Consider the following 18,430-nt stretch of genomic DNA (forward strand, 5'->3'; position numbering starts at 1 on the left):
CGCGTGGCGGGCACGCCAAAGAGAAGGTATGGCTGTGAAATTGCCTGCATAGCAACCAGGAATGCTATTTCGGCGCAACGGACGGCGGGCGCAACGAGCGCTTAGCGCCAGGACGGTAGCCAGATCTGCATGTTCCACGTCGCCGGCGAGATCGGAATGCCCGTCAGGATGGGATACATCCACGCGAAGTTCGTCAGTACAAGCGCGACATAGCAACTCACCGCGATCAGCCCGAGCGTCCGCCGCTCGGCGTTCTGATCCGGCTTGTGCAGGATGTCGCCGAGGATGAACGCGATCATCATCGCCAGGAACGGCGCCATCGTCGCCGCGTAGAAGAAGTACATCTGGCGGTCGATGTCGGCGAACCACGGCAGGAAACCGGCGCCGTAGCCCACGAGTGCGACGGCGTAACGCCAATCCCGCTTGACGAACGCCCGCCACGCCGCCCAGGCGAGGACTGGCACCGCGAGGAACCACATCGCCGGCGTGCCGACCAGCATCACGGCCTTCACGCACGACTGCGCGCCACACCCCGGCACGTCCTGATTGTCGATCGCATACAGCACCGGCCGCAGCGACATCGGCCAGGTCCACGGCTTGGACTCCCACGGGTGATGGTTGCCGTCGGCGTTGGTCAGCCCGGCGTGGAACTTGTACGCCGCGTAGGTGTAATGCCACAGCGAGCGCAGCGCGTCGGGAATCGGCAACACGCTGTCCTCGCCGATCGACTGCCCGACCTCGTGGCGGTTGATCGCGGTCTCCGAGGCGAACCACGGCGTGTACGACGCCAGGTAGACCACGAACGGGATCAACACCAACGCGTACAGCGACGGCCCCAGGTCGCGCCGCAACGCTCCCAACCATGGCCGCGGTACGCGGTACTGCCGCCTGGCCACGATGTCGAACACCAGCGACATGACACCGAAGAACGCGACGAAGTACAGCCCGGACCACTTTGTGGCGCAGGCCAATCCGAGCAGCACGCCGGCGCCGAAGCGCCACCATCGCACGCCCAGCCGCGGTCCCCAGATCGTCTCGCCGGTGCGGCCCTCCAGGAGCGCGACGTGCATGCGCTCGCGCACCTGGTCGCGGTCGACGATCAGGCAGCCGAACGCGGCGACCACGAACACCACCAGGAATCCGTCGAGCAGTGCGGTACGGGAGGTGACGAAGCTGACCCCGTCGGCGGTCACCAGCAGCCCCGCGATGCCGCCGACCAACGTCGACCGGCTGATGCGCCGCACGATACGCGCGACGAGCACCACCATGACGACCCCGCAGACCGCCCCGGCGAACCGCCACCCCCACCCGTTGTAACCGAACAGCGCCTCGCCGATCGCGATCAACTGCTTGCCGACTGGCGGGTGCACCACCAGCCCGTAACCCGGGTTGTCCTCGACGCCGTGGTTGTGCAGCATCTGCCAGGCCTGTGGGGCGTAGTGCTTCTCGTCGAAGACCGGTGTCCCCGCGTCGGTGGGCGACCCCAATCGCAGGAACCTGGTCACCGCGGCCAGCGCGGCGATGACGGCCGTCATCACCCAGCCCTGCAGGCGGTCGACGGGACCGAAGTCGGCGACCGGCACCTGCGACGCGGGGCTGATGACCGGGACCGCGCGCGGCGCTGTGGTGGCGGGGGCGGTCACGAGTGCGATCGTAGGCTGTCCGGCATGACCCCCGGCCGACTGCTCATCGGCGCCACGCCGCTGGGCCAGCCCTCCGACGCCTCGGCGCGGCTGGTCGACGCGCTGAGAAGCGCCGACGTCGTCGCCGCCGAAGACACCCGCCGCATCCGGACGTTGGCCCAGTCCCTCGACGTCAGGCTCACCGCGAAGGTGGTCAGCCTCTATGACCAGAACGAGGCGTCGCGGGTGTCGGGGCTGCTCGAGGAGATCCGCGCCGGAGCGACGGTGCTGCTGGTCAGCGACGCGGGCATGCCGTTGATCAGCGACCCGGGATACCGGCTGGTGACGGCGTGCATCGAGGCCGGTGCGACGGTCCGCTGCCTGCCCGGCCCGTCCGCGGTGACGACGGCGCTCGCGGTGTCCGGTCTGCCCGCCCAGAAGTTCTGCTTCGAGGGCTTCGCTCCGCGCAAACAGTCCGCGCGCAGATCCTGGCTGGGGACGCTGGCGGGCGAGCAGCGCACCTGTGTCTTCTTCGAGTCGCCGCGCCGGCTCGCCGAAACCCTCATCGATGCGGTCGAGGTGCTCGGCGGGGCCCGCCGCGCGGTGGTCTGCCGCGAGCTGACCAAGACCCATGAGGAGGTGGTGCGCGGCTCACTCACCGAACTGGCGGCGTGGGCCGCCGACGGGGTGCTGGGCGAGATCACCGTCGTGCTGGCGGGCGCCGTTCCGAAGGCGGACCTCGGCACGCTCGTGGCCGAAGTCAACGAGCTGGTCGAGGACGGCGTGCGAGTCAAGGACGCGTGCGCCGACGTGATCGCCGCGAATCCGGGCGCACCGTCACGGCGTGAGCTCTACGATGCGGTTCTGCGTTCGCGCTCGTGATCCGGTGATCGGCGCCGCCTTGTGCAGGCACTCCTCCCATTCGCGGTTGGGGTCCGAGTCCGCGGTGATCCCGCCACCGACGCCGAGTACCGCGTTGCCCGCTGCGTCGAACTCCACGGTCCGTATCGCGACGTTTAACTCGCACCCCGCGACGGGCGACGCGAGACCGACTGTGCCGCAGTAGATTCCCCGCCGAACGGGTTCCCATTCGGTGAGCAGCTCACGGGCTCGCGCCTTCGGCGTGCCGGTCACCGACGCGGGTGGGAACGTGGCGTCGAGAACCGCCGCCATCGGCACGTCGACGTCGACTCGGGCCGACACCGTCGAAACCAGATGCCACACGCCCGGCGCCGGCCGCACCTCCAGCAGCTCGGGCACCGTGACGCTCCCCGTGATCGCCACCCGGCCCAGGTCGTTGCGCACCAGGTCGACGATCATGATGTTCTCGGCGACGTCCTTGACCGACGCACGCAGCGCGGCCGGATCGGCGGACAGCGGCAGCGTCCCCTTGATGGGGCTCGAGGCCACCGCATCACCGCGACGACTCAGGAACAGTTCCGGGGACAGCGATGCCAGCGCACCCCAGCTCCCGGCGAGATAGGCCGCGCGTGCGGGTGAAGTGCGTTGCACGGCGTCGGCGAAGAAGTCGAGCGGCGCGCCGTCGACCCGCCCGCGGAACTGCGTGCACACGCACGCCTGGTAAACCTCGCCGGCGGCGATCGCGTCGAGGCAGTCAAGCATCCCGTGGCGGTGCGCGTCGCGGTCGGCGTCGCCCCACTCCACGGAGAACGGCCTGGGTTCGGCGGGCGTCCGCAGCGCTTCGACCAGCCACGCCGGAATTGTTGCGCCGCTGAGGCTTTCGAACCACCACTGACCCTCGCCGTCTCGGCGCAGCACGCAGTCGGACCAGCCGCCGGCGGCCGACGGGATTCTCGGGCCGCGACCGTCGGCCGCAGCGTCCGGATACGACAGATAGCCGAACCATCCGCCGCCGACCGCATCTCCGGATCCCGGTACGACGTCGAAGACGCGCGACGGCTCGACGGCGGCGATGTCGACGGTCGGCGCGATGATCGCCGTCGACCCGAACCAGTCGCCGATCAGTGCGGCGGGGGGAGCGAGTCCGCGCTCGGCGGCGGCGTATCCGACGGCGCGCAGCACTGCCGGGGCGTCGCCCAGGTCGCCGAGCCGGTCGATCCGCACGGGACTCAGCTTCTCAGATGCTGCGGGCGATCTCCCGCGGGACGTCCACCCCTACCAGCTTGTCCGGGTTGCGCATCGCGTAGAAGTGGCTGATGCGGCCTTCGGTGACCTCGACGGTTATCACCCCTTCGAAGCTGTCGCCGAGGTAGAGCTTCAGCGCCGGCGCGTTGTTGTACGTCGCGGGCTCGATGCGGCCCGACTCGCCGGCCACCCGGATGAGGCCGACGATCAGCTTGGCGACCTTCTCGGCGCCGGTCACCGGGCGCCGGGCCGCGCTGACCTTGCCGTCGCTGTCGGCGGTCCACACCACGTCTGCCGACAGCATCTCGAGCAGCCCGCCGATGTCGCCGTTCGACGCGGCCGCGAAGAACCGCGCCGTCAGTTCCATCGACAGTTTCTGGTCGACCGGCTCGAAGCGTTTGCGCCGAGACTGCACGTGTTCGCGGGCCCGGTGCGCCATTTGGCGCACGGCCGCCGTCGACTTGCCGATGGTGGCGGCGATCTCGTCGTGGCCGAACCCGAATACCTCGCGCAGCACGAACACCGCCCGCTCGTCGGGGCTCAGCGTCTCGAGCACGACGAGCATCGCCATCGAGACTGACTCCGCGAGCACCACGTCGGCCGAGGGGTCGTTAGCTTCCAGCAGCAACGGCTCAGGCAGCCACGGGCCGACGTAGTCCTCGCGCCTGCGGGACTGCGCCCGCAGCGCGTTGAGCGATTGCCGGGTGACGAGCTGGGCTAGGTAGGCCTTGGTGTCGCGCACCGTCGCGAGGTCGACCTCGGCCCAGCGCAGGTAGCTGTCCTGCAGCACGTCATCGGATTCCGTTGCGCTGCCGAGGATCTCATAAGCGATCGTGAACAGCAGCGGGCGCAGCAGCGTGAATCGTTCGGCGTGGCCATCACCCGGCGCCGTGTTCATGAGGTCAGCGTTTCCCGGGCCACCGCCGCCTGCCGGCTGCGCTTGCCGCCCTTGAGCCAGAAGTAGCTCCCTGGCTTGCGGGCCTCGCGGGACAAGAACGAGATGGTGCCCTTGCAGACCGCCTCCTTGACAGCCGCAGCGGTCCGGCCGCCGATGTGCAACCGCATGGCCCGGTCGTCCAGATGTGCGAGTTGGATGAGCCCCGCGGAGCGGCCGAGGCTGATGCACTGGCCGGTGAACGCTTGGTTCAGTGCCGCCGGCTCGGCACCGGCGATCCGGCTCAGCACCGTGTTCGCGGCCTGGGCGCCCAGCGGGATCGCCGCCTGGCAGCTCATGCGCAACGGCAGGTCCGACGGGGCCGACGCGTCGCCGGCGCCGACGATGCGCGGATCGTCGACGCTGGTCAGCGTCTCGTCGGTGAGCAACCGGCCGATCGCGTCGGTGGCCAGCCCGCTGCGCGCTGCCAGGTCGGGAATCCCGAATCCCGCGGTCCAGATCGTGACGGCGCTGTACAACTCACGGCCGTCCGACAGCGTCACGGTACCTGCGCTGACCGCAGTCACGACGGCGCCGGGCCCGTCGATCACGGAGACACCGAGTTCGGCAAGCCGCCTGCTCGCAGCGCGCCGCCCCGCCGTGTGCAGGTAGGGGCCCAGCACGTTTCCGCAGACCAGCGCGACGCGGCGGCCCTGCTCGGCGAGTTCGGAGGCGGCTTCCAGCCCGGTGGGACCGGCGCCCACGACGACGATCGGTGCGTCGGCGGCCGCCCCGGCGAGCGCCGCGCGCAACGGCTCGGCGTGCTCGAATTCGGATATCGGATAAGCGAATTCAGCTGCGCCGGGCACACTCGATGCGGCCCCGTTGCTGCCCACGGCGTAGACCAGGTAGTCGTACTCCAGGGTTCCGCCCGAGCCGAGCTGCACTTGTCGCGCTGCGCTGTCGATTCGCTGTGCCGAGTCGACAACGAGTCGGATGCCCTTACCGAGCACGGAGTCGTAGTCCACGACGGCGTCGTCGTTGCCGGCCACCAGTTGGTGCAGCCTGATCCGCTCGACGAACTGCGCGCGCGGGTTCACCAACGTGACGCGGGCGTGCGGGGCGAGCCGGTTGGCGGCCATCACCCCGGCGTAGCCGCCACCGATGACGACGACCTGGATGTGTGTGTTGTGTTCAGTCATGCCCTCTAGACACCGCGGCGGTCCGCGGCGTGACAGAACGTGACGTGAATCACACCAGGCCGAGCGCCAGCATCGCGTCGGCCACCCGGATGAACCCGGCGATGTTCGCCCCGGCGACATAGTTGCCGGGTTGGCCGTACTCCTCGGCCGTGACCAGGCAGCGGTTGTGGATGCGGCGCATGATCTGCTCCAGCCGCATCTCGGTGTCGGCGAACGTCCAGATGTCGCGCGACGCGTTCTGCTGCATCTCCAGCGCACTGGTGGCGACACCGCCCGCGTTGGCGGCCTTTCCCGGCGCGAACGTCACGCCGGCCGCCGTGAAGTGCTTGACCGCGGTGGGCGAGCACGGCATGTTCGCCCCTTCTGCGACGATCCGGCAGCCGTTGGCGATCAGCGCTAGCGCTTCGTCGCCGTTGATCTCGTTCTGCGTCGCACACGGCAGCGCGATGTCGCACGGCACGCTCCACACGTTGCGGTCCTCGACGAACTGCGCTGCGCCGCCACGCATCTCGACATAGTCGGCTACCCGGCCGCGGCGAACCTCCTTGATCTCCTTGAGGATGTCGAGGTCGATGCCCTTCTCGTCGACGACGAATCCGCTCGAATCCGAACAGGCCACCACGGTGCCGCCGAGTTCCTGAATCTTCTCGATCGCGTAGATCGCCACGTTGCCCGACCCGGAGACCACCGCGTGCTTGCCCTCGAAGCTGTCGTTGGCGGCCTTGAGGATCTCGTTGACGAAGAACACGGTCCCGTATCCGGTGGCCTCGGTGCGGACCTGCGAACCGCCCCAGGTCATGCCCTTGCCGGTCAGCACACCGGACTCGTAGCGGTTGGTGATCCGCTTGTATTGACCGAACAGATAACCGATTTCGCGCATCCCGACGCCGATGTCGCCGGCGGGCACGTCGGTGTACTCGCCCAGGTGGCGGTACAGCTCAGTCATCAACGACTGACAGAACCGCATCACTTCGTTGTCGGAGCGGCCTTTCGGGTCGAAATCAGCACCGCCCTTGCCGCCGCCGATCGGCATGCCCGTCAGCGAGTTCTTGAAGATCTGTTCGAAGCCGAGGAACTTGACGATCCCGAGGTACACCGACGGATGGAACCGCAGGCCGCCCTTGAACGGGCCCAGCGCCGAGTTGAACTCGACGCGGAAGCCGCGGTTGATCTGCACTGTCCCGCGGTCGTCGACCCAGGGCACGCGGAAGATGATCTGGCGCTCCGGTTCGCACAGCCGCCGGATCACCTCCGAGTCGACGTATTCGGGATGCTTGTCCACGACGGGTCCGAGGCTGGTCAGCACCTCGAACACCGACTGGTGGAACTCGGTCTCACCGGCGTTGCGCCGCGCGACCTCTTCGTAGATGTCGTGCAGCTTGTCGTGTAGTCCGTTCACTTTTCGATTCACTCAGCCTGATAGCGGGGGAACACGCCGGTCGGGGCCGGCAGGGCGGTGCCTGGCTTCAGTCGGGTCCCGACGGCGGCGAACGTCCGGGCGTCGGGATCCTGACCGAGCAGGTCGAGCAGTTTGGCCGTCGAGTCGGGCATCACGGGCTGCGTGAGCAGCGCCGCGATCCGCACGACCTCGAGCGTGGTGTACAGCACGGTACCGAAGCGTCGCTGGTCTGTTGGCGACTCGGACTTGCGCAGCACCCACGGCTCCTGGGCCGAGAAGTACTTGTTCGCCAACCCCAGCACCGACCAGATCCCCTCCAGCGCAAGGTGCATCGCGACGGCGTCGTAGTGGCCGCGCACCCGGTCGAGCAGCGCGTCTGCCGACTCCAGCAGCGCCGCGTCCTCGGCGGAGAGATCTCCCGGTTCCGGCACGATGCCGTCGAGGTTCTTGGCCACCATCGACAGCGAGCGCTGCGCCAGGTTGCCCAGTTCGTTGGCCAGGTCGGCGTTGATGCGCCCGACGATCGCGTCCTCGCTGTAGCTGCCGTCCTGGCCGAACGGCACCTCACGCAGGAAGAAGTAGCGCACCTGGTCGAGCCCGAACGTGTCGACGAGGCTCACCGGGTCGATGATGTTGCCCACCGACTTGCTCATCTTCTCGCCACGGTTGAGCACGAAGCCGTGCGCAAAGACTCTGTGCGGCAACTGAATTCCCGCCGACATCAGGAACGCCGGCCAGTAGACGGCATGGAACCGGATGATGTCCTTGCCGATCATGTGCAGATCTGCGGGCCAGAACCGCTGGAACGTCTCCGACGCCGTGTCCGGAAACCCCACTCCGGTCAGGTAATTCGTCAGCGCATCCACCCACACGTACATCACGTGATCGGGATGGTCGGGCACCGGCACGCCCCAGTCGAAGGTGGTGCGTGAGATCGACAGGTCTTTGAGGCCGCCGGAGACGAAGCTGACGACCTCGTTGCGCCGTACCTCGGGCTCGATGAACTCCGGATGGGCGCGGTAGTGGGCGAGCAGCCTTTCTGCGTAGGCCGACAGCCGGAAGAAGTACGTCTGCTCCTCGGTCCACGTCACTGGCGCGCCGGTCTCTGCGGCCACCCGCACCCCGTCGGCGCCGATGTTGGTCTCAGCCTCGGTGAAGAACCGTTCGTCGCGAACGGAGTACCAGCCCCGGTAGGAGTCGAGGTAGATGTCGCCGGCGTCGTTCATCCGCCGCCAGATCTCTTTGGACGCCTCGTAGTGGTCGGCGTCGGAGGTGCGGATGAACCGGTCGAAGGAGATGTTGAGCTTCTTCTGCAACCGCTCGAACACATCTGAGTTCTGCCGCGCCAGCTCAGCGGTCGGGATGCCTTGCGCCTGCGCGGCTTCGGCCATCTTCAGCCCGTGCACGTCGGTGCCGGTCAGGTACCGGACGTCGAACCCGTCCAAGCGCTTGAAGCGGGCGATCGCATCGGTGGCGATGTACTCGTAGGCGTGCCCGACGTGCGGATCGCCGTTCGGGTAGGCGATCGCCGTGGTGATGTAGAAGGGGTCGCTCATTTGGCCTCAGCTTATGGTGTGGCGGTGAGCCCGAAGCGTTCAGGCAGGAGCGAGCGGCCACCCGCCCCGGCGCCGTTGCGCCCGCTGATCGACGCCCACACCCACCTCGATGCGTGCGGCGCCACCGACGCGGCGAGCGTTACCGCGATCGTCGACCGCGCCGCCGCCGTCGGGGTGCAGGCCGTCGTCACCATCGCCGACGACCTCGACTCGGCGCGGTGGGTCACCGAGGCCGCCGACGCCGATGACCGCGTCTACGCCGCGGTTGCGCTGCACCCGACGCGGGCCGACTCGCTGACCGAGGAAGCCAAGGCCGTCGTCGAGCGACTCGCCGGCCGCCCCCGGGTCGTCGCCATCGGTGAGACCGGCCTGGACCTGTACTGGCCGGAGAAATTGGAGGGGTGCGCGCAACCGGCGACGCAGCGCGATGCGTTCGCGTGGCACATCGACCTCGCCAAGCGCACAGGCAAGCCGCTGATGATCCACAACCGGGACGCCGACGAGCAGGTTCTCGACGTGTTGGCCGCCGAGGGCGCCCCGGCGACTGTGATCTTCCACTGTTTTTCGTCGGGTCCGGACATGGCGCGAAAATGCGTCGACCAAGGCTGGCTACTGAGTCTGTCGGGCACAGTCAGCTTCAAAAACGCCGGTGAGCTGCGGGAAGCGGCGGCACTGATCCCGCCTGGGCAACTACTCGTCGAGACCGACGCGCCGTTTCTGACGCCGCACCCGTTCCGCGGCGCGCCGAATGAGCCGTACTGCCTGCCATACACTGTCCGTGCGCTGGCGGAGACGATCGGCAAGCCGGCCGAAGTCATCGCGCAGGAAACCACGACGGCGGCCGTCGGCGCCTATGGCCTCACGAGTTGCTGACGCCAGGGCACTCCGTTACCGTCTTGTGATCAAACCGGAGTGCTACCAGGCAGCCGCGCTCTGTCCGATATTCGGAGATAGACGACGTTTTGAACACTTTCACAAAACTCCATGAAGCGCGCTCACCATCGCTACGCCTTCTGGTCGGTGCGACGCTGCTTGCGCTGACCGCCGCGGGCGGCTACGCGGTCGCCGCGCACAAGACCGTCACCCTCGAGGTCGACGGCTCGGCCACCACGGTGGCGACCATGAAGTCACGGGTCATCGACGTCATCCAGGAGAACGGGTTCGACGTCGGCGAGCGCGACGACCTGTACCCGTCCGCCGACCAGCCGGTGCGTCAGGACGAGACGATCGTGCTGCGCCGCAGCCGTCCGCTGCAGGTGTCCCTCGACGGCCAGGACAGCCGGCAGGTGTGGACGACCGCGTCGACGGTCGACGAGGCGCTCGCCCAGTTGCAGATGACCGACACGGCGCCGGCCGCTGCCTCGCGCGGCAGCCGGGTTCCGCTGGCCGGCATGTCGCTGCCCGTTGTCAGCGCCAAGACTGTGCACATCAACGACGGCGGAGCGCCGCGCACCGTGACGCTGGCCGCGCCGAACGTGGGCAATCTGCTGGCCGAGGCCGGCGCGCCGCTGGAGCAGCGCGACACCGTGGTGCCGGCCGCGTCGGCGCCTGTGGTCGACGGCATGCAGATCGACGTCACGCGCAACCGGATCGAGAAGGTCGCCCAGCGTGTGCCGCTGCCGCCGGCGCTCAAGCGCATCGAGGACCCGGAGCTGAACCAGAGCCGCGAGGTCGTCGAGAACCCGGGAGTGCCCGGCACGCAGGACGTGATCTTTGCGGTCGCAAAGCTCAACGGTGCCGAGACGGGCAGGTTGCCAGTAGCCAATGTCGTCGTGACGCCCGCTGTCGAAGGCGTGGTGCGGATCGGCACCAAGCCCGGCACCGACGTTCCCGAGGTGTCCAACGCTGCGACGTGGGACGCGCTGGCTCGCTGCGAAGCCGGAGGTAACTGGGCTATCAACACCGGCAACGGCTTCTACGGCGGCGTCCAGTTCGACCAGAACACATGGGAGCGCAACGGCGGTCTGAGGTATGCTTCGAGAGCTGATTTGGCAACAAGAGAAGAACAAATCGCGATTGCTGAAGTCACTCGGGCGCGGCAAGGTTGGGGAGCGTGGCCGACTTGTAGCGGGAGGATTGGGGCGCGCTGACCATTCGACTACTCGGACGGACTGAGATACGGCAACTGGCCAAAGAGATCGATTTCCGGCCGCGTAAAGCCTTCGGTCAGAATTTCGTCCACGACGCCAACACCGTCCGGCGAATCGTTTCGGCGTCCGGAGTCAACAAGCAGGACCACGTCCTCGAGGTGGGCCCCGGGCTGGGCTCGCTGACGCTGGCCCTGCTCGACCGCGGCGCGCGGGTCAGCGCCGTCGAGATCGACCCCGTGCTGGCCCGGCAGCTGCCGACCACGATCGCCGACCACTCCCACAGCGAGATCAACCGGTTCACCGTGCTCAACCGCGACGTGCTCACCCTGCGCCAGGAAGAGCTGGACGGCGAGCCGACGGCCCTGGTGGCCAACCTGCCCTACAACGTCGCCGTCCCCGCGCTGCTGCACCTGCTGGCGGAGTTCCCGTCGATCCGCAGCGTGATGGTGATGGTGCAGGCCGAGGTGGCCGAGCGACTGGCCGCCGAACCGGGCGGCAAAGAGTACGGCGTGCCCAGCGCCAAGGTGCGATTCTTCGGCAACGTCCGCCGCCACGGCATGGTGTCGCCGACGGTGTTCTGGCCGATCCCGCGGGTCTACTCGGGGCTGGTGGGCATCGAACGCCACGAGACCCCGCCGTGGCCCACCGACGAGGCCTTCCGCCGCAAGGTGTTCAACCTGATCGACATCGCGTTCGGGCAGCGCCGCAAGACGGCGCGCAACGCGTTCGCCGAATGGGCCGGCTCGGGCAACGAGTCGGCGCGCAGGCTGCTCGCCGCCAGCATCGACCCGTCGCGCCGCGGTGAAACGCTTTCGATCGCCGACTTCGTGCGGCTGCTGCAGCGGTCCGGAGGAGCCGACGAGCCGCAGGTCGACGAACCTCACGAGCAGGAGCAGCAGGGCTCGATCGGCGTGTGCTGACACTGCGAGGCAGTGCAGGCTAGTGCGGCTCCGATAGGGTCGTGCCGTGTCAGGCTGGAACGGAAACACCGCCTCGGAGTGGGTTCCCACCGGGTCGGTCACCGTCCGGGTGCCGGGCAAGGTCAACCTCTACCTGGAGGTGGGCGACCGTCGCGACGACGGCTATCACGAGCTCACCACCGTGTTCCACGCCGTTTCGCTGCTCGACGAGATCACCGTCCGCAACGCCGATGTGTTGTCGTTGGAGGTCGCGGGCGAGGGCGCGGAGTCGCTGCCCACCGACGAGCGCAACCTCGCGTGGCGCGCGGCCGAGCTGATGGCCGAACACGTGGGCCGGGCTCCGGATGTGGCGATCCTGATCGAGAAGTCCATCCCGGTGGCCGGCGGGATGGCGGGCGGCAGCGCGGATGCCGCGGCGGTGCTGGTGGCGATGAACACGCTGTGGGAGCTGGGGGTGCCCAGGCGGGATCTGCACGCACTGGCGGCTCAACTCGGCAGCGACGTGCCGTTCGCGTTGCACGGCGGTACGGCGCTGGGCACCGGACGCGGTGAGGAGCTGGCGACCGTGCTCGCCCGCACGACGTTCCACTGGGTGCTGGCGTTCGCCGACGGGGGCCTCTCGACGCCCGCGGTGTTCGCCGAGATCGACCGGCTGCGCGACGCGGATCGCGAGGTGCCGCCGAGGCTCGATGACCCCGAGCCCGTCCTCGCCGCGCTGGCCTCCGGCGATCCGGCCCGGTTGGCCCCGCTGCTCGGCAACGACCTGCAGCCGGCGGCGCTGCGTCTGGACCCCGGACTGCGGCGCACGCTGCGCGCGGGCAAGGAGGCGGGCGCGTTGGCGGGCATCGTCTCGGGCTCGGGCCCCACGTGCGCGTTCCTGTGCGCCACGGCGGGCGCGGCGGTCGACGTCGGGGCAGAGCTTGCCGGCGCGGGGGTGTGCCGCACGGTGCGGGTGGCCAGCGGCCCCGTTCAGGGCGCTCGCGTCGTGCCCGCGCCGTCGACGGCGTGACGTCGAGCGCTCGGCATCGTTTCCGTAACGGTCGGGTGTGAGCCAGACCTCAATTCTCGCGCCGGTTTGGCGGCTACTTAAGAGTTGCTTAAGATGAACGACGGTGAAAACTAGCGGTCATGAATCGGACGCGACTTTCTTCCCCGCCGGCAACCTCGGTGGGCGTCTCGTCGGACGCACCCTAGCTTCCGGTGTATCACCGATTCGAGACTCAACCGCTCCCGATTTGTGTGCGCGCCTCCATGGTCGCGCCCCTGATCAGGCGGAGCATGAGAACAAGGCATTTGCTCCGGCGCTGCGGCTCCGGGAACCGAGGAGGTCGTCGTGAGCCGATTCACCGAGAAGATGTATCGCAACGCCCGCAACGCCACGACGGGCATGGTGACCGGTGAGCCCCACGAGCCCGTCCGCCACACCTGGGGCGAGGTGCACGAGCGGGCCCGCCGCATCGCGGGCGGCCTGGAGAAGGCGGGCATCGGCCTCGGTGACGCCGTCGGCGTGCTGGCCGGCCTCCCGGTGGAGATCGCGCCGACCGCGCAGGGCCTGTGGATGCGCGGCGCCAGCCTGACCATGCTGCACCAGCCGACGCCGCGTACCGACCTCGCCGTGTGGGCCGAGGACACCATGACCGTCATCGGCATGATCGAGGCCAAGGCCGTCATCGTGTCCGAGCCGTTCGAGGTCGCGATCCCGGTGCTGGAAGAAAAGGACATCCTGGTCCTCACCGTGGCGGACCTGCTGGCTTCGGAACCGACCGACCCCATCGAGGTCGGCGAGGACGACCTGGCGCTGATGCAGTTGACGTCCGGTTCCACCGGTTCTCCCAAGGCCGTTCAGATCACGCACCGCAACATCTACTCCAACGCCGAGGCGATGTTCATCGGCGCGCAGTACGACGTCGACAAGGACGTCATGGTCAGCTGGCTGCCCTGCTTCCACGACATGGGCATGGTCGGCTTTCTCACCATCCCGATGTACTTCGGCGCGGAGCTGGTCAAGGTCACGCCGATGGACTTCCTACGCGACACCCTGCTGTGGGCCAAGCTCATCGACAAGTACAAGGGCACGATGACCGCGGCGCCGAACTTCGCCTACGCGCTGTTCGCCAAGCGGTTGCGCCGCCAGGCCAAGCCGGGCGAGTTCGACCTGTCGACGCTGCGCTTCGCGCTCTCAGGGGCAGAGCCCGTCGAGCCCGCCGACGTCGAGGACCTGCTCGACGCCGGAAAGCCGTTCGGGCTCAAGCCCGATGCGATCCTGCCGGCCTACGGCATGGCCGAGACGACGCTGGCGGTGTCGTTCTCGCCGTGCGGCGCGGGTCTGGTGGTTGACGAGGTCGACGCCGACCTGCTGGCCGCGCTGCGCCGCGCCGTGCCCGCCACCAAGGGCAACACCCGGCGGCTGGCCTCGCTCGGACCGCTGCTGCGCGACCTCGAGGCCCGCGTCATCGACGAGCACGGCAACGTGATGCCGCCGCGCGGCGTCGGGGTGATCGAGCTGCGCGGTGAGTCGCTGACCCCCGGGTACATCACCATGGGCGGCTTCATCCCCGCGCAGGATGAGCACGGCTGGTACGACACTGGCGACCTCGGCTACATCACCGAGGACGGCAACATCATCGTGTGCGGCCGAGTCAAGGACGTCATCATCATGGCCGGCCGCAACATCTATCCGACCGACATCGAGCGCGCTGCTTGCCGCGTCGAGGGCGTTCGGCCGGGCTGCGCGGTCGCCGTGCGACTCGATGCCGGCCACTCGCGTGAGACGTTCGCCGTCGCGGTCGAGTCCAACGCGTGGCAGGATCCCGCCGCGGTGCGTCGCATCGAGCATCAGGTGGCCCATGAGGTGGTCGCCGAGGTCGACGTCCGCCCCCGCAACGTCGTGGTGCTCGGCCCGGGAACCATCCCGAAGACGCCGTCGGGCAAGCTGCGCCGCAGTACCTCGGTCTCCCTGGTCACCTAGCCCTTTCCTTTCTGCCGCGAGCGTGCGTGTTTGCGCACGACACGCCGCGGGATTTCAGCACTTTGGGCACGTTCGCCTAGGACGACGCAGAAAGCGTCGATCAGCGGCGCGGGGCGCGGTCGACCAGGCCCGACTGGACGAGTGCTGCCTCGACGAACCGTTGCACGGGACGCGCTTGGAAGAACCCGGTGTGACCGCCGCGGTACCAGACCACCTCGGGCCGCCCCCAGTGCTCCCACAACCGCGAAACCTGTTCGCGCGGGTGGACCACGCGGTCGGCGAGGCCGGCATAGATGAACCGGCCCTGTTGCGGCACAAGGGGAGTCAGGCTCAGCGGCGAGGTCATCCGGCCGATCGGTTCGGCCAGGGTGATCGCCTCATGGCGTGGATCGCCCGGGTGCAGGCCGGCGTGCCGGCCCAGGAGCTCGACGAGGTTGGCAACGGGCACGCCGAGGATCGCGCACTTGAGGCCCTCTTCCAGGCTGGCCACCAGCGATGTGACGTAACCGCCCAGCGAGATGCTGTTCAGGCCGATCGGCGAGTCGGGCTCTTCACCGCGAATCCACGTCAGTATCCGACGGACATCCCATACCGCCTGCGCCGCGGCGTGGACGTCGTCGAGGATGTCCTCGCCGGGAAAGACGACCCCCCTGGGTAGGTCGCGTGCGCGCGGGCCGTGCATCGGAAGTACCGGCAGGATCACGTTCAGGCCGAGGTCCCGATGCAGCCAGCGGGCCCGGAACAAGGCCAAGTCGACTGCGGCGCGGCCCATCTCGGCGCCGTGGATGCACACCAGCCACGGTCGCGGTTCGGGGTGGCGCAGCATCAACGCGTACTCGCGCCGATTGGCGGCGTAGCTCATGTAACGCTCAGCGCCGGGCTCTCCGGGATGGGGAGCATAACCGCTGTCGAACGCCACTCGCTGGTGGGAATGCCTGCGCCCCTTGACCTCTCTGACAGCGATGTCCTTCAGCGGGGGCGGAGGCGCGAAAAATCCCCTGGGGTCGTCCAGCCAGCCCTGCTGTCCATAGAAGTCGACAGCCTCCTCCGTCTCGCGGGTGATGCGGGAGAACGCATCCACTGCGCTGAGTGGCCGGCTCGCGCGAAGTCCGAGCAACACGATCTCGTCCCGAAACGCATGGGTGGCCAACGAAAACGTCGGGCGCGCGATCGGGACCCCGGTATCCGGCCGGCCGAAGTAGTCGCGCCAGGATTCGGCGTAGTAGCGGCCGGTGCGTTCGAGCGGACCGAACACATTTCCCAGCGCGCCGACACCCGGAGGGGCCGAGGCGGGACTTGTCTCCGATTTGTTCGCGTCGTCGTGCCCGGCTGCTGTCATATCGCCCACGCTAAATCAGAACCCTCCAGTGGGGTAGGGACTTTGGACACAAGCGCAGAGGCTAGCCCCAGGCGTGGACGACGTTCTGCGCGGGCTCCAGCCCTTGTGCCAGAAGGAGTTCGGTCGCATCGGCCGCCTGCTCGCATATCGTCGGTACTTCCTTCCACTCGGTCGGAGTAAACGTCGAGAGCACGAACTTCGCACCGTCCATCCGGCCGGGCGGCCGCCCGATACCGATGCGGACGCGCGCAAAGTCGTTGCTGCCCAAGGCTGAACCGACCGAGCGCAGCCCGTTGTGCCCGGCCACACCGCCGCCGGACTTCAGCCGGATCCGGCCGAACTCGATGTCCAGTTCGTCATGGATGACGACGATGTCGGCGGGGGAGACCGAATAGAACTTGGCCAACGGCCCGATCTGCCGGCCCGATTCGTTCATGTACGTGCGCGGTTTGGCCAGCACCACCGACCGACCGGCGATGCGGCCGGTGGCCACCTCGGAGCCGGACTTCTTGTGCACCCTGAATCCCGAGCCCATGCGATCGGCGAGGATGTCGGCGACGAGGAACCCGAGATTGTGCCGCGTCGTCTCGTACTTCGGCCCCGGGTTGCCCAGGCCGACCACGATGTGTGGTTCGGCCATGGCCGGTTACTCGGATTCTTCGGCAGGCGCCGCTTCGGCCGATTCGCCCTCGCCCTCCGCCTCGGCCTGCGCGGCTTCGGCCTCGGCGACCTCGGCGCCCTGCTCCTCGAGCGAGGCACCGCCGCCCTCCGCTTCGAGCTCCTCGGCGGTTGGCGCGGCGACGACGTTGACCACCAGCATCTCCGGGTCCGACACGAGCGTGACACCCGACGGCAGCTCGATCGAACCCGCGGTGAACTGCGTGCCGGCGTCGACACCCTCCACCGAGACCGTCAGCTGCTGCGGGATCGACAGCGCGTCGGCCTCAATCTCGATCGTGTTCGCGTCCTGGGTCACCAGCGTGCCCGGCACTGCCTCACCCTCGACGACGACGGTGACCTCGACGGTCACCTTCTCGCCGCGGCGCACGACCAGCAGGTCGGCGTGGGTGATCGTGCGGCGGATCGGGTGGATGTCGAGCGCCTTGGTCAGCGCGAGCTGCTCTTTGCCGTTGATGTCGAGCGTCAGCACCGCGTTGGTGCCCGCGTGGCGAAGCACGGCGGAGAAGTCGTGAGCGTCCAACTCCAGGTGCTGCGGGTCGGTGCCGTGGCCGTACAGCACGGCGGGCACCTTGCCGTTGCGGCGCGCGCGGCGTGATGCGCCCTTACCGGTCTCGGTGCGGACCGAAGCGGTCAGATTGTTGGCTTTCGTGGCGGTCTTTGCCATGAGGTGGGTGCTCCTGTCGTGTCTCGGCACGGCCAGGGCTCAACCACTGAAAAGAGGTTCGCGTCGATAACGGTGGCAGGCCACCCTCGCCGTGATCACCGGCAAGGGTAGCCGGAACTGCTGCTCAGGCCCAAATCAGAGGGGAACTTGGTGTCGGTGAGCTGCTCAGAGAGCTCCCACAGCGACGTGGCGGTGCGCCCGTCGCGGGCCAGTGGACTCCGGAACGGGGTCGCACCGGTGGGTCCGCGGCTGGCGAACCGCGGACCGACGAAGGTGTCGCCCGGCAGGTCCTCGGCCACCGCGTAGAGCGTCTGGCGGGCGCCGAACTCGGCGCTGGTGGCGAACAGCCGGTTGCCGGCATGCCAGAACCGCGTGCCGAACCGGTTGCCGGTCTGGCCCTGCAGGTTGGTCGCGGAATAGCCGGGGTGCGCGGCGATCGCCTTGACCGCCGAGTTCGCCGCGCTCAGGCGGCGCTGCAGCTCCTTGGTGAACAGCAGGTTCGCCAGCTTCGCCTGGCCGTAGGCCGGCCACGCCAGGTACGGCCGGGCCTTCCAGTTCAGGTCGTTGAGGCTGATCCAGCCGATCAGGTGCATCATCGACGACACTGTCACCACGCGGTCGGTGATCTTGGGCAGCAGCAGGTTGGTCAGCGCGAAGTGGCCGAGATGGTTGGTCCCGATCTGGCTTTCGAACCCGTCGACCGTCAACGCGTACGGCACCGCCATGATCCCGGCGTTGTTGACCAGCACATCTACCGAGTCGATGCCGTCGGCGAACGCCCGAATCGACTCGAGATCCTGCAGATCGAGCTTGCGGACCTCGGCTTGCCCGGTGATCGTCGCGGCGGCCTCGTCGCCCTTGGCGGTGTTGCGCACGGCGAGAATGACCTTGGCGCCGGCGCCGGCCAGTTCGCGCGCCGTGACCAGGCCCAGGCCGCTGTTCGCGCCGGTGACGATGACGGTGCGCCCGGTGAAGGACGGAAGATCAGCAGCGGTCCACTCACTCATGC

16 protein-coding genes are annotated in these 18,430 nt (G+C 68.4%); 6 read left to right on the forward strand and 10 right to left on the reverse strand.

The genetic code is table 11. The features are described from left to right. Window positions 1–101: 101 nt before the first annotated feature. Window positions 102–1,643 (reverse strand): dolichyl-phosphate-mannose--protein mannosyltransferase, encoded by a 1,542-nt coding sequence (locus A5663_RS14695; RefSeq protein ID WP_068150261.1) that lies wholly within the window; start codon window positions 1,641–1,643, stop codon window positions 102–104. 24 nt (window positions 1,644–1,667) lie between these two features. On the opposite strand from A5663_RS14695, the gene rsmI reads away from it, so the two are divergent. Continuing rightward, window positions 1,668–2,504: a 16S rRNA (cytidine(1402)-2'-O)-methyltransferase gene (rsmI, locus tag A5663_RS14700; protein WP_068150264.1), complete on the forward strand. Its 837-nt coding sequence runs from the start codon at window positions 1,668–1,670 to the stop codon at window positions 2,502–2,504. On the opposite strand, the gene A5663_RS14705 is transcribed toward rsmI, so the two are convergent. The 5 genes from A5663_RS14705 to metG are packed head-to-tail and all read right to left on the reverse strand — an operon-like array spanning window position 2,460 to window position 8,759. Next, on the reverse strand, window positions 2,460–3,707 hold the full coding sequence (locus tag A5663_RS14705; RefSeq protein ID WP_068150268.1) for an aminodeoxychorismate synthase component I: 1,248 nt from the start codon (window positions 3,705–3,707) through the stop codon (window positions 2,460–2,462). The two genes, rsmI and A5663_RS14705, sit on opposite strands and share 45 nt — an antisense overlap. A 13-nt stretch (window positions 3,708–3,720) precedes the next feature. Then, window positions 3,721–4,626, reverse strand: a complete 906-nt coding sequence (locus A5663_RS14710; protein WP_068150271.1) for an RNA polymerase sigma-70 factor — start codon at window positions 4,624–4,626, stop codon at window positions 3,721–3,723. Continuing rightward, on the reverse strand, window positions 4,623–5,804 hold the full coding sequence (locus A5663_RS14715) for an NAD(P)/FAD-dependent oxidoreductase (RefSeq protein WP_068150274.1): 1,182 nt from the start codon (window positions 5,802–5,804) through the stop codon (window positions 4,623–4,625). The genes A5663_RS14710 and A5663_RS14715 overlap by 4 nt, the downstream gene beginning before the upstream one ends. 49 nt (window positions 5,805–5,853) lie before the next feature. After that, on the reverse strand, window positions 5,854–7,203 hold the full coding sequence (gene gdhA, locus A5663_RS14720; protein ID WP_068150277.1) for an NADP-specific glutamate dehydrogenase: 1,350 nt from the start codon (window positions 7,201–7,203) through the stop codon (window positions 5,854–5,856). Window positions 7,204–7,211: 8 nt separating this feature from the next. Continuing rightward, window positions 7,212–8,759, reverse strand: coding sequence for a methionine--tRNA ligase (gene metG / locus A5663_RS14725; RefSeq protein WP_068150281.1), 1,548 nt, complete (start codon window positions 8,757–8,759; stop codon window positions 7,212–7,214). 24 nt (window positions 8,760–8,783) lie between these two features. Here metG and A5663_RS14730 point away from each other — a divergent pair, with 24 nt between their 5' ends. The 5 genes from A5663_RS14730 (at window position 8,784) to A5663_RS14750 (ending at window position 14,737) form a co-directional block, all read left to right on the forward strand. Then, window positions 8,784–9,632 (forward strand): TatD family hydrolase, encoded by an 849-nt coding sequence (locus A5663_RS14730; RefSeq protein ID WP_068150509.1) that lies wholly within the window; start codon window positions 8,784–8,786, stop codon window positions 9,630–9,632. Window positions 9,633–9,721: 89 nt separating this feature from the next. Continuing rightward, the gene (locus A5663_RS14735; protein ID WP_068150285.1) at window positions 9,722–10,849 is read left to right on the forward strand and encodes a resuscitation-promoting factor; all 1,128 of its coding nucleotides are present in this window, start codon (window positions 9,722–9,724) and stop codon (window positions 10,847–10,849) included. Next, window positions 10,846–11,769 carry a 16S rRNA (adenine(1518)-N(6)/adenine(1519)-N(6))-dimethyltransferase RsmA gene (rsmA, locus tag A5663_RS14740; RefSeq protein WP_068150289.1) on the forward strand — a complete coding sequence of 308 codons (924 nt, stop codon included), beginning with the start codon at window positions 10,846–10,848 and terminating at the stop codon, window positions 11,767–11,769. Before A5663_RS14735 ends, rsmA begins: the two co-directional genes overlap by 4 nt. Window positions 11,770–11,815: 46 nt before the next feature. Next, complete coding sequence (locus A5663_RS14745) at window positions 11,816–12,778, forward strand: 4-(cytidine 5'-diphospho)-2-C-methyl-D-erythritol kinase (RefSeq protein WP_068150292.1); 963 nt, start codon at window positions 11,816–11,818, stop codon at window positions 12,776–12,778. 324 nt (window positions 12,779–13,102) lie between these two features. Continuing rightward, window positions 13,103–14,737 (forward strand): fatty acyl-AMP ligase, encoded by a 1,635-nt coding sequence (locus A5663_RS14750; protein WP_068150295.1) that lies wholly within the window; start codon window positions 13,103–13,105, stop codon window positions 14,735–14,737. 100 nt (window positions 14,738–14,837) lie between these two features. Here A5663_RS14750 and A5663_RS14755 read toward each other — a convergent pair whose 3' ends face one another. The 4 genes from A5663_RS14755 to A5663_RS14770 all read right to left on the reverse strand — a co-directional run bounded on the left by A5663_RS14755 (window position 14,838) and on the right by A5663_RS14770 (window position 18,428). After that, complete coding sequence (locus tag A5663_RS14755; RefSeq protein ID WP_068150299.1) at window positions 14,838–16,076, reverse strand: S9 family peptidase; 1,239 nt, start codon at window positions 16,074–16,076, stop codon at window positions 14,838–14,840. A gap of 61 nt (window positions 16,077–16,137) precedes the next feature. Continuing rightward, window positions 16,138–16,716, reverse strand: a complete 579-nt coding sequence (gene pth, locus A5663_RS14760; RefSeq protein ID WP_068150302.1) for an aminoacyl-tRNA hydrolase — start codon at window positions 16,714–16,716, stop codon at window positions 16,138–16,140. Between the two features lie 6 nt (window positions 16,717–16,722). After that, the gene (locus A5663_RS14765) at window positions 16,723–17,421 is read right to left on the reverse strand and encodes a 50S ribosomal protein L25/general stress protein Ctc (RefSeq protein ID WP_068150303.1); all 699 of its coding nucleotides are present in this window, start codon (window positions 17,419–17,421) and stop codon (window positions 16,723–16,725) included. Between the two features lie 95 nt (window positions 17,422–17,516). Continuing rightward, on the reverse strand, window positions 17,517–18,428 hold the full coding sequence (locus tag A5663_RS14770) for an oxidoreductase (RefSeq protein ID WP_068150306.1): 912 nt from the start codon (window positions 18,426–18,428) through the stop codon (window positions 17,517–17,519). Window positions 18,429–18,430: the final 2 nt, after the last annotated feature.

Origin of the sequence: Mycobacterium sp. E740, assembly GCF_001672895.1 — a bacterium.
In the GTDB taxonomy this organism is placed as follows: domain Bacteria; phylum Actinomycetota; class Actinomycetes; order Mycobacteriales; family Mycobacteriaceae; genus Mycobacterium.

What these genes read in the sequence shown, in the direction of transcription:
- rsmI (WP_068150264.1), top strand. Translation starts at nt 1,668, where the DNA reads ATGACCCCCGGCCGACTGCTCATCGGCGCCACGCCGCTGGGCCAGCCC.
- A5663_RS14710 (WP_068150271.1), bottom strand. Translation starts at nt 4,626, where the DNA reads ATGAACACGGCGCCGGGTGATGGCCACGCCGAACGATTCACGCTGCTG.
- A5663_RS14715 (WP_068150274.1), bottom strand. Translation starts at nt 5,804, where the DNA reads ATGACTGAACACAACACACACATCCAGGTCGTCGTCATCGGTGGCGGC.
- metG (WP_068150281.1), bottom strand. Translation starts at nt 8,759, where the DNA reads ATGAGCGACCCCTTCTACATCACCACGGCGATCGCCTACCCGAACGGC.
- A5663_RS14755 (WP_068150299.1), bottom strand. Translation starts at nt 16,076, where the DNA reads ATGACAGCAGCCGGGCACGACGACGCGAACAAATCGGAGACAAGTCCC.
- pth (WP_068150302.1), bottom strand. Translation starts at nt 16,716, where the DNA reads ATGGCCGAACCACACATCGTGGTCGGCCTGGGCAACCCGGGGCCGAAG.
- A5663_RS14765 (WP_068150303.1), bottom strand. Translation starts at nt 17,421, where the DNA reads ATGGCAAAGACCGCCACGAAAGCCAACAATCTGACCGCTTCGGTCCGC.
- A5663_RS14770 (WP_068150306.1), bottom strand. Translation starts at nt 18,428, where the DNA reads ATGAGTGAGTGGACCGCTGCTGATCTTCCGTCCTTCACCGGGCGCACC.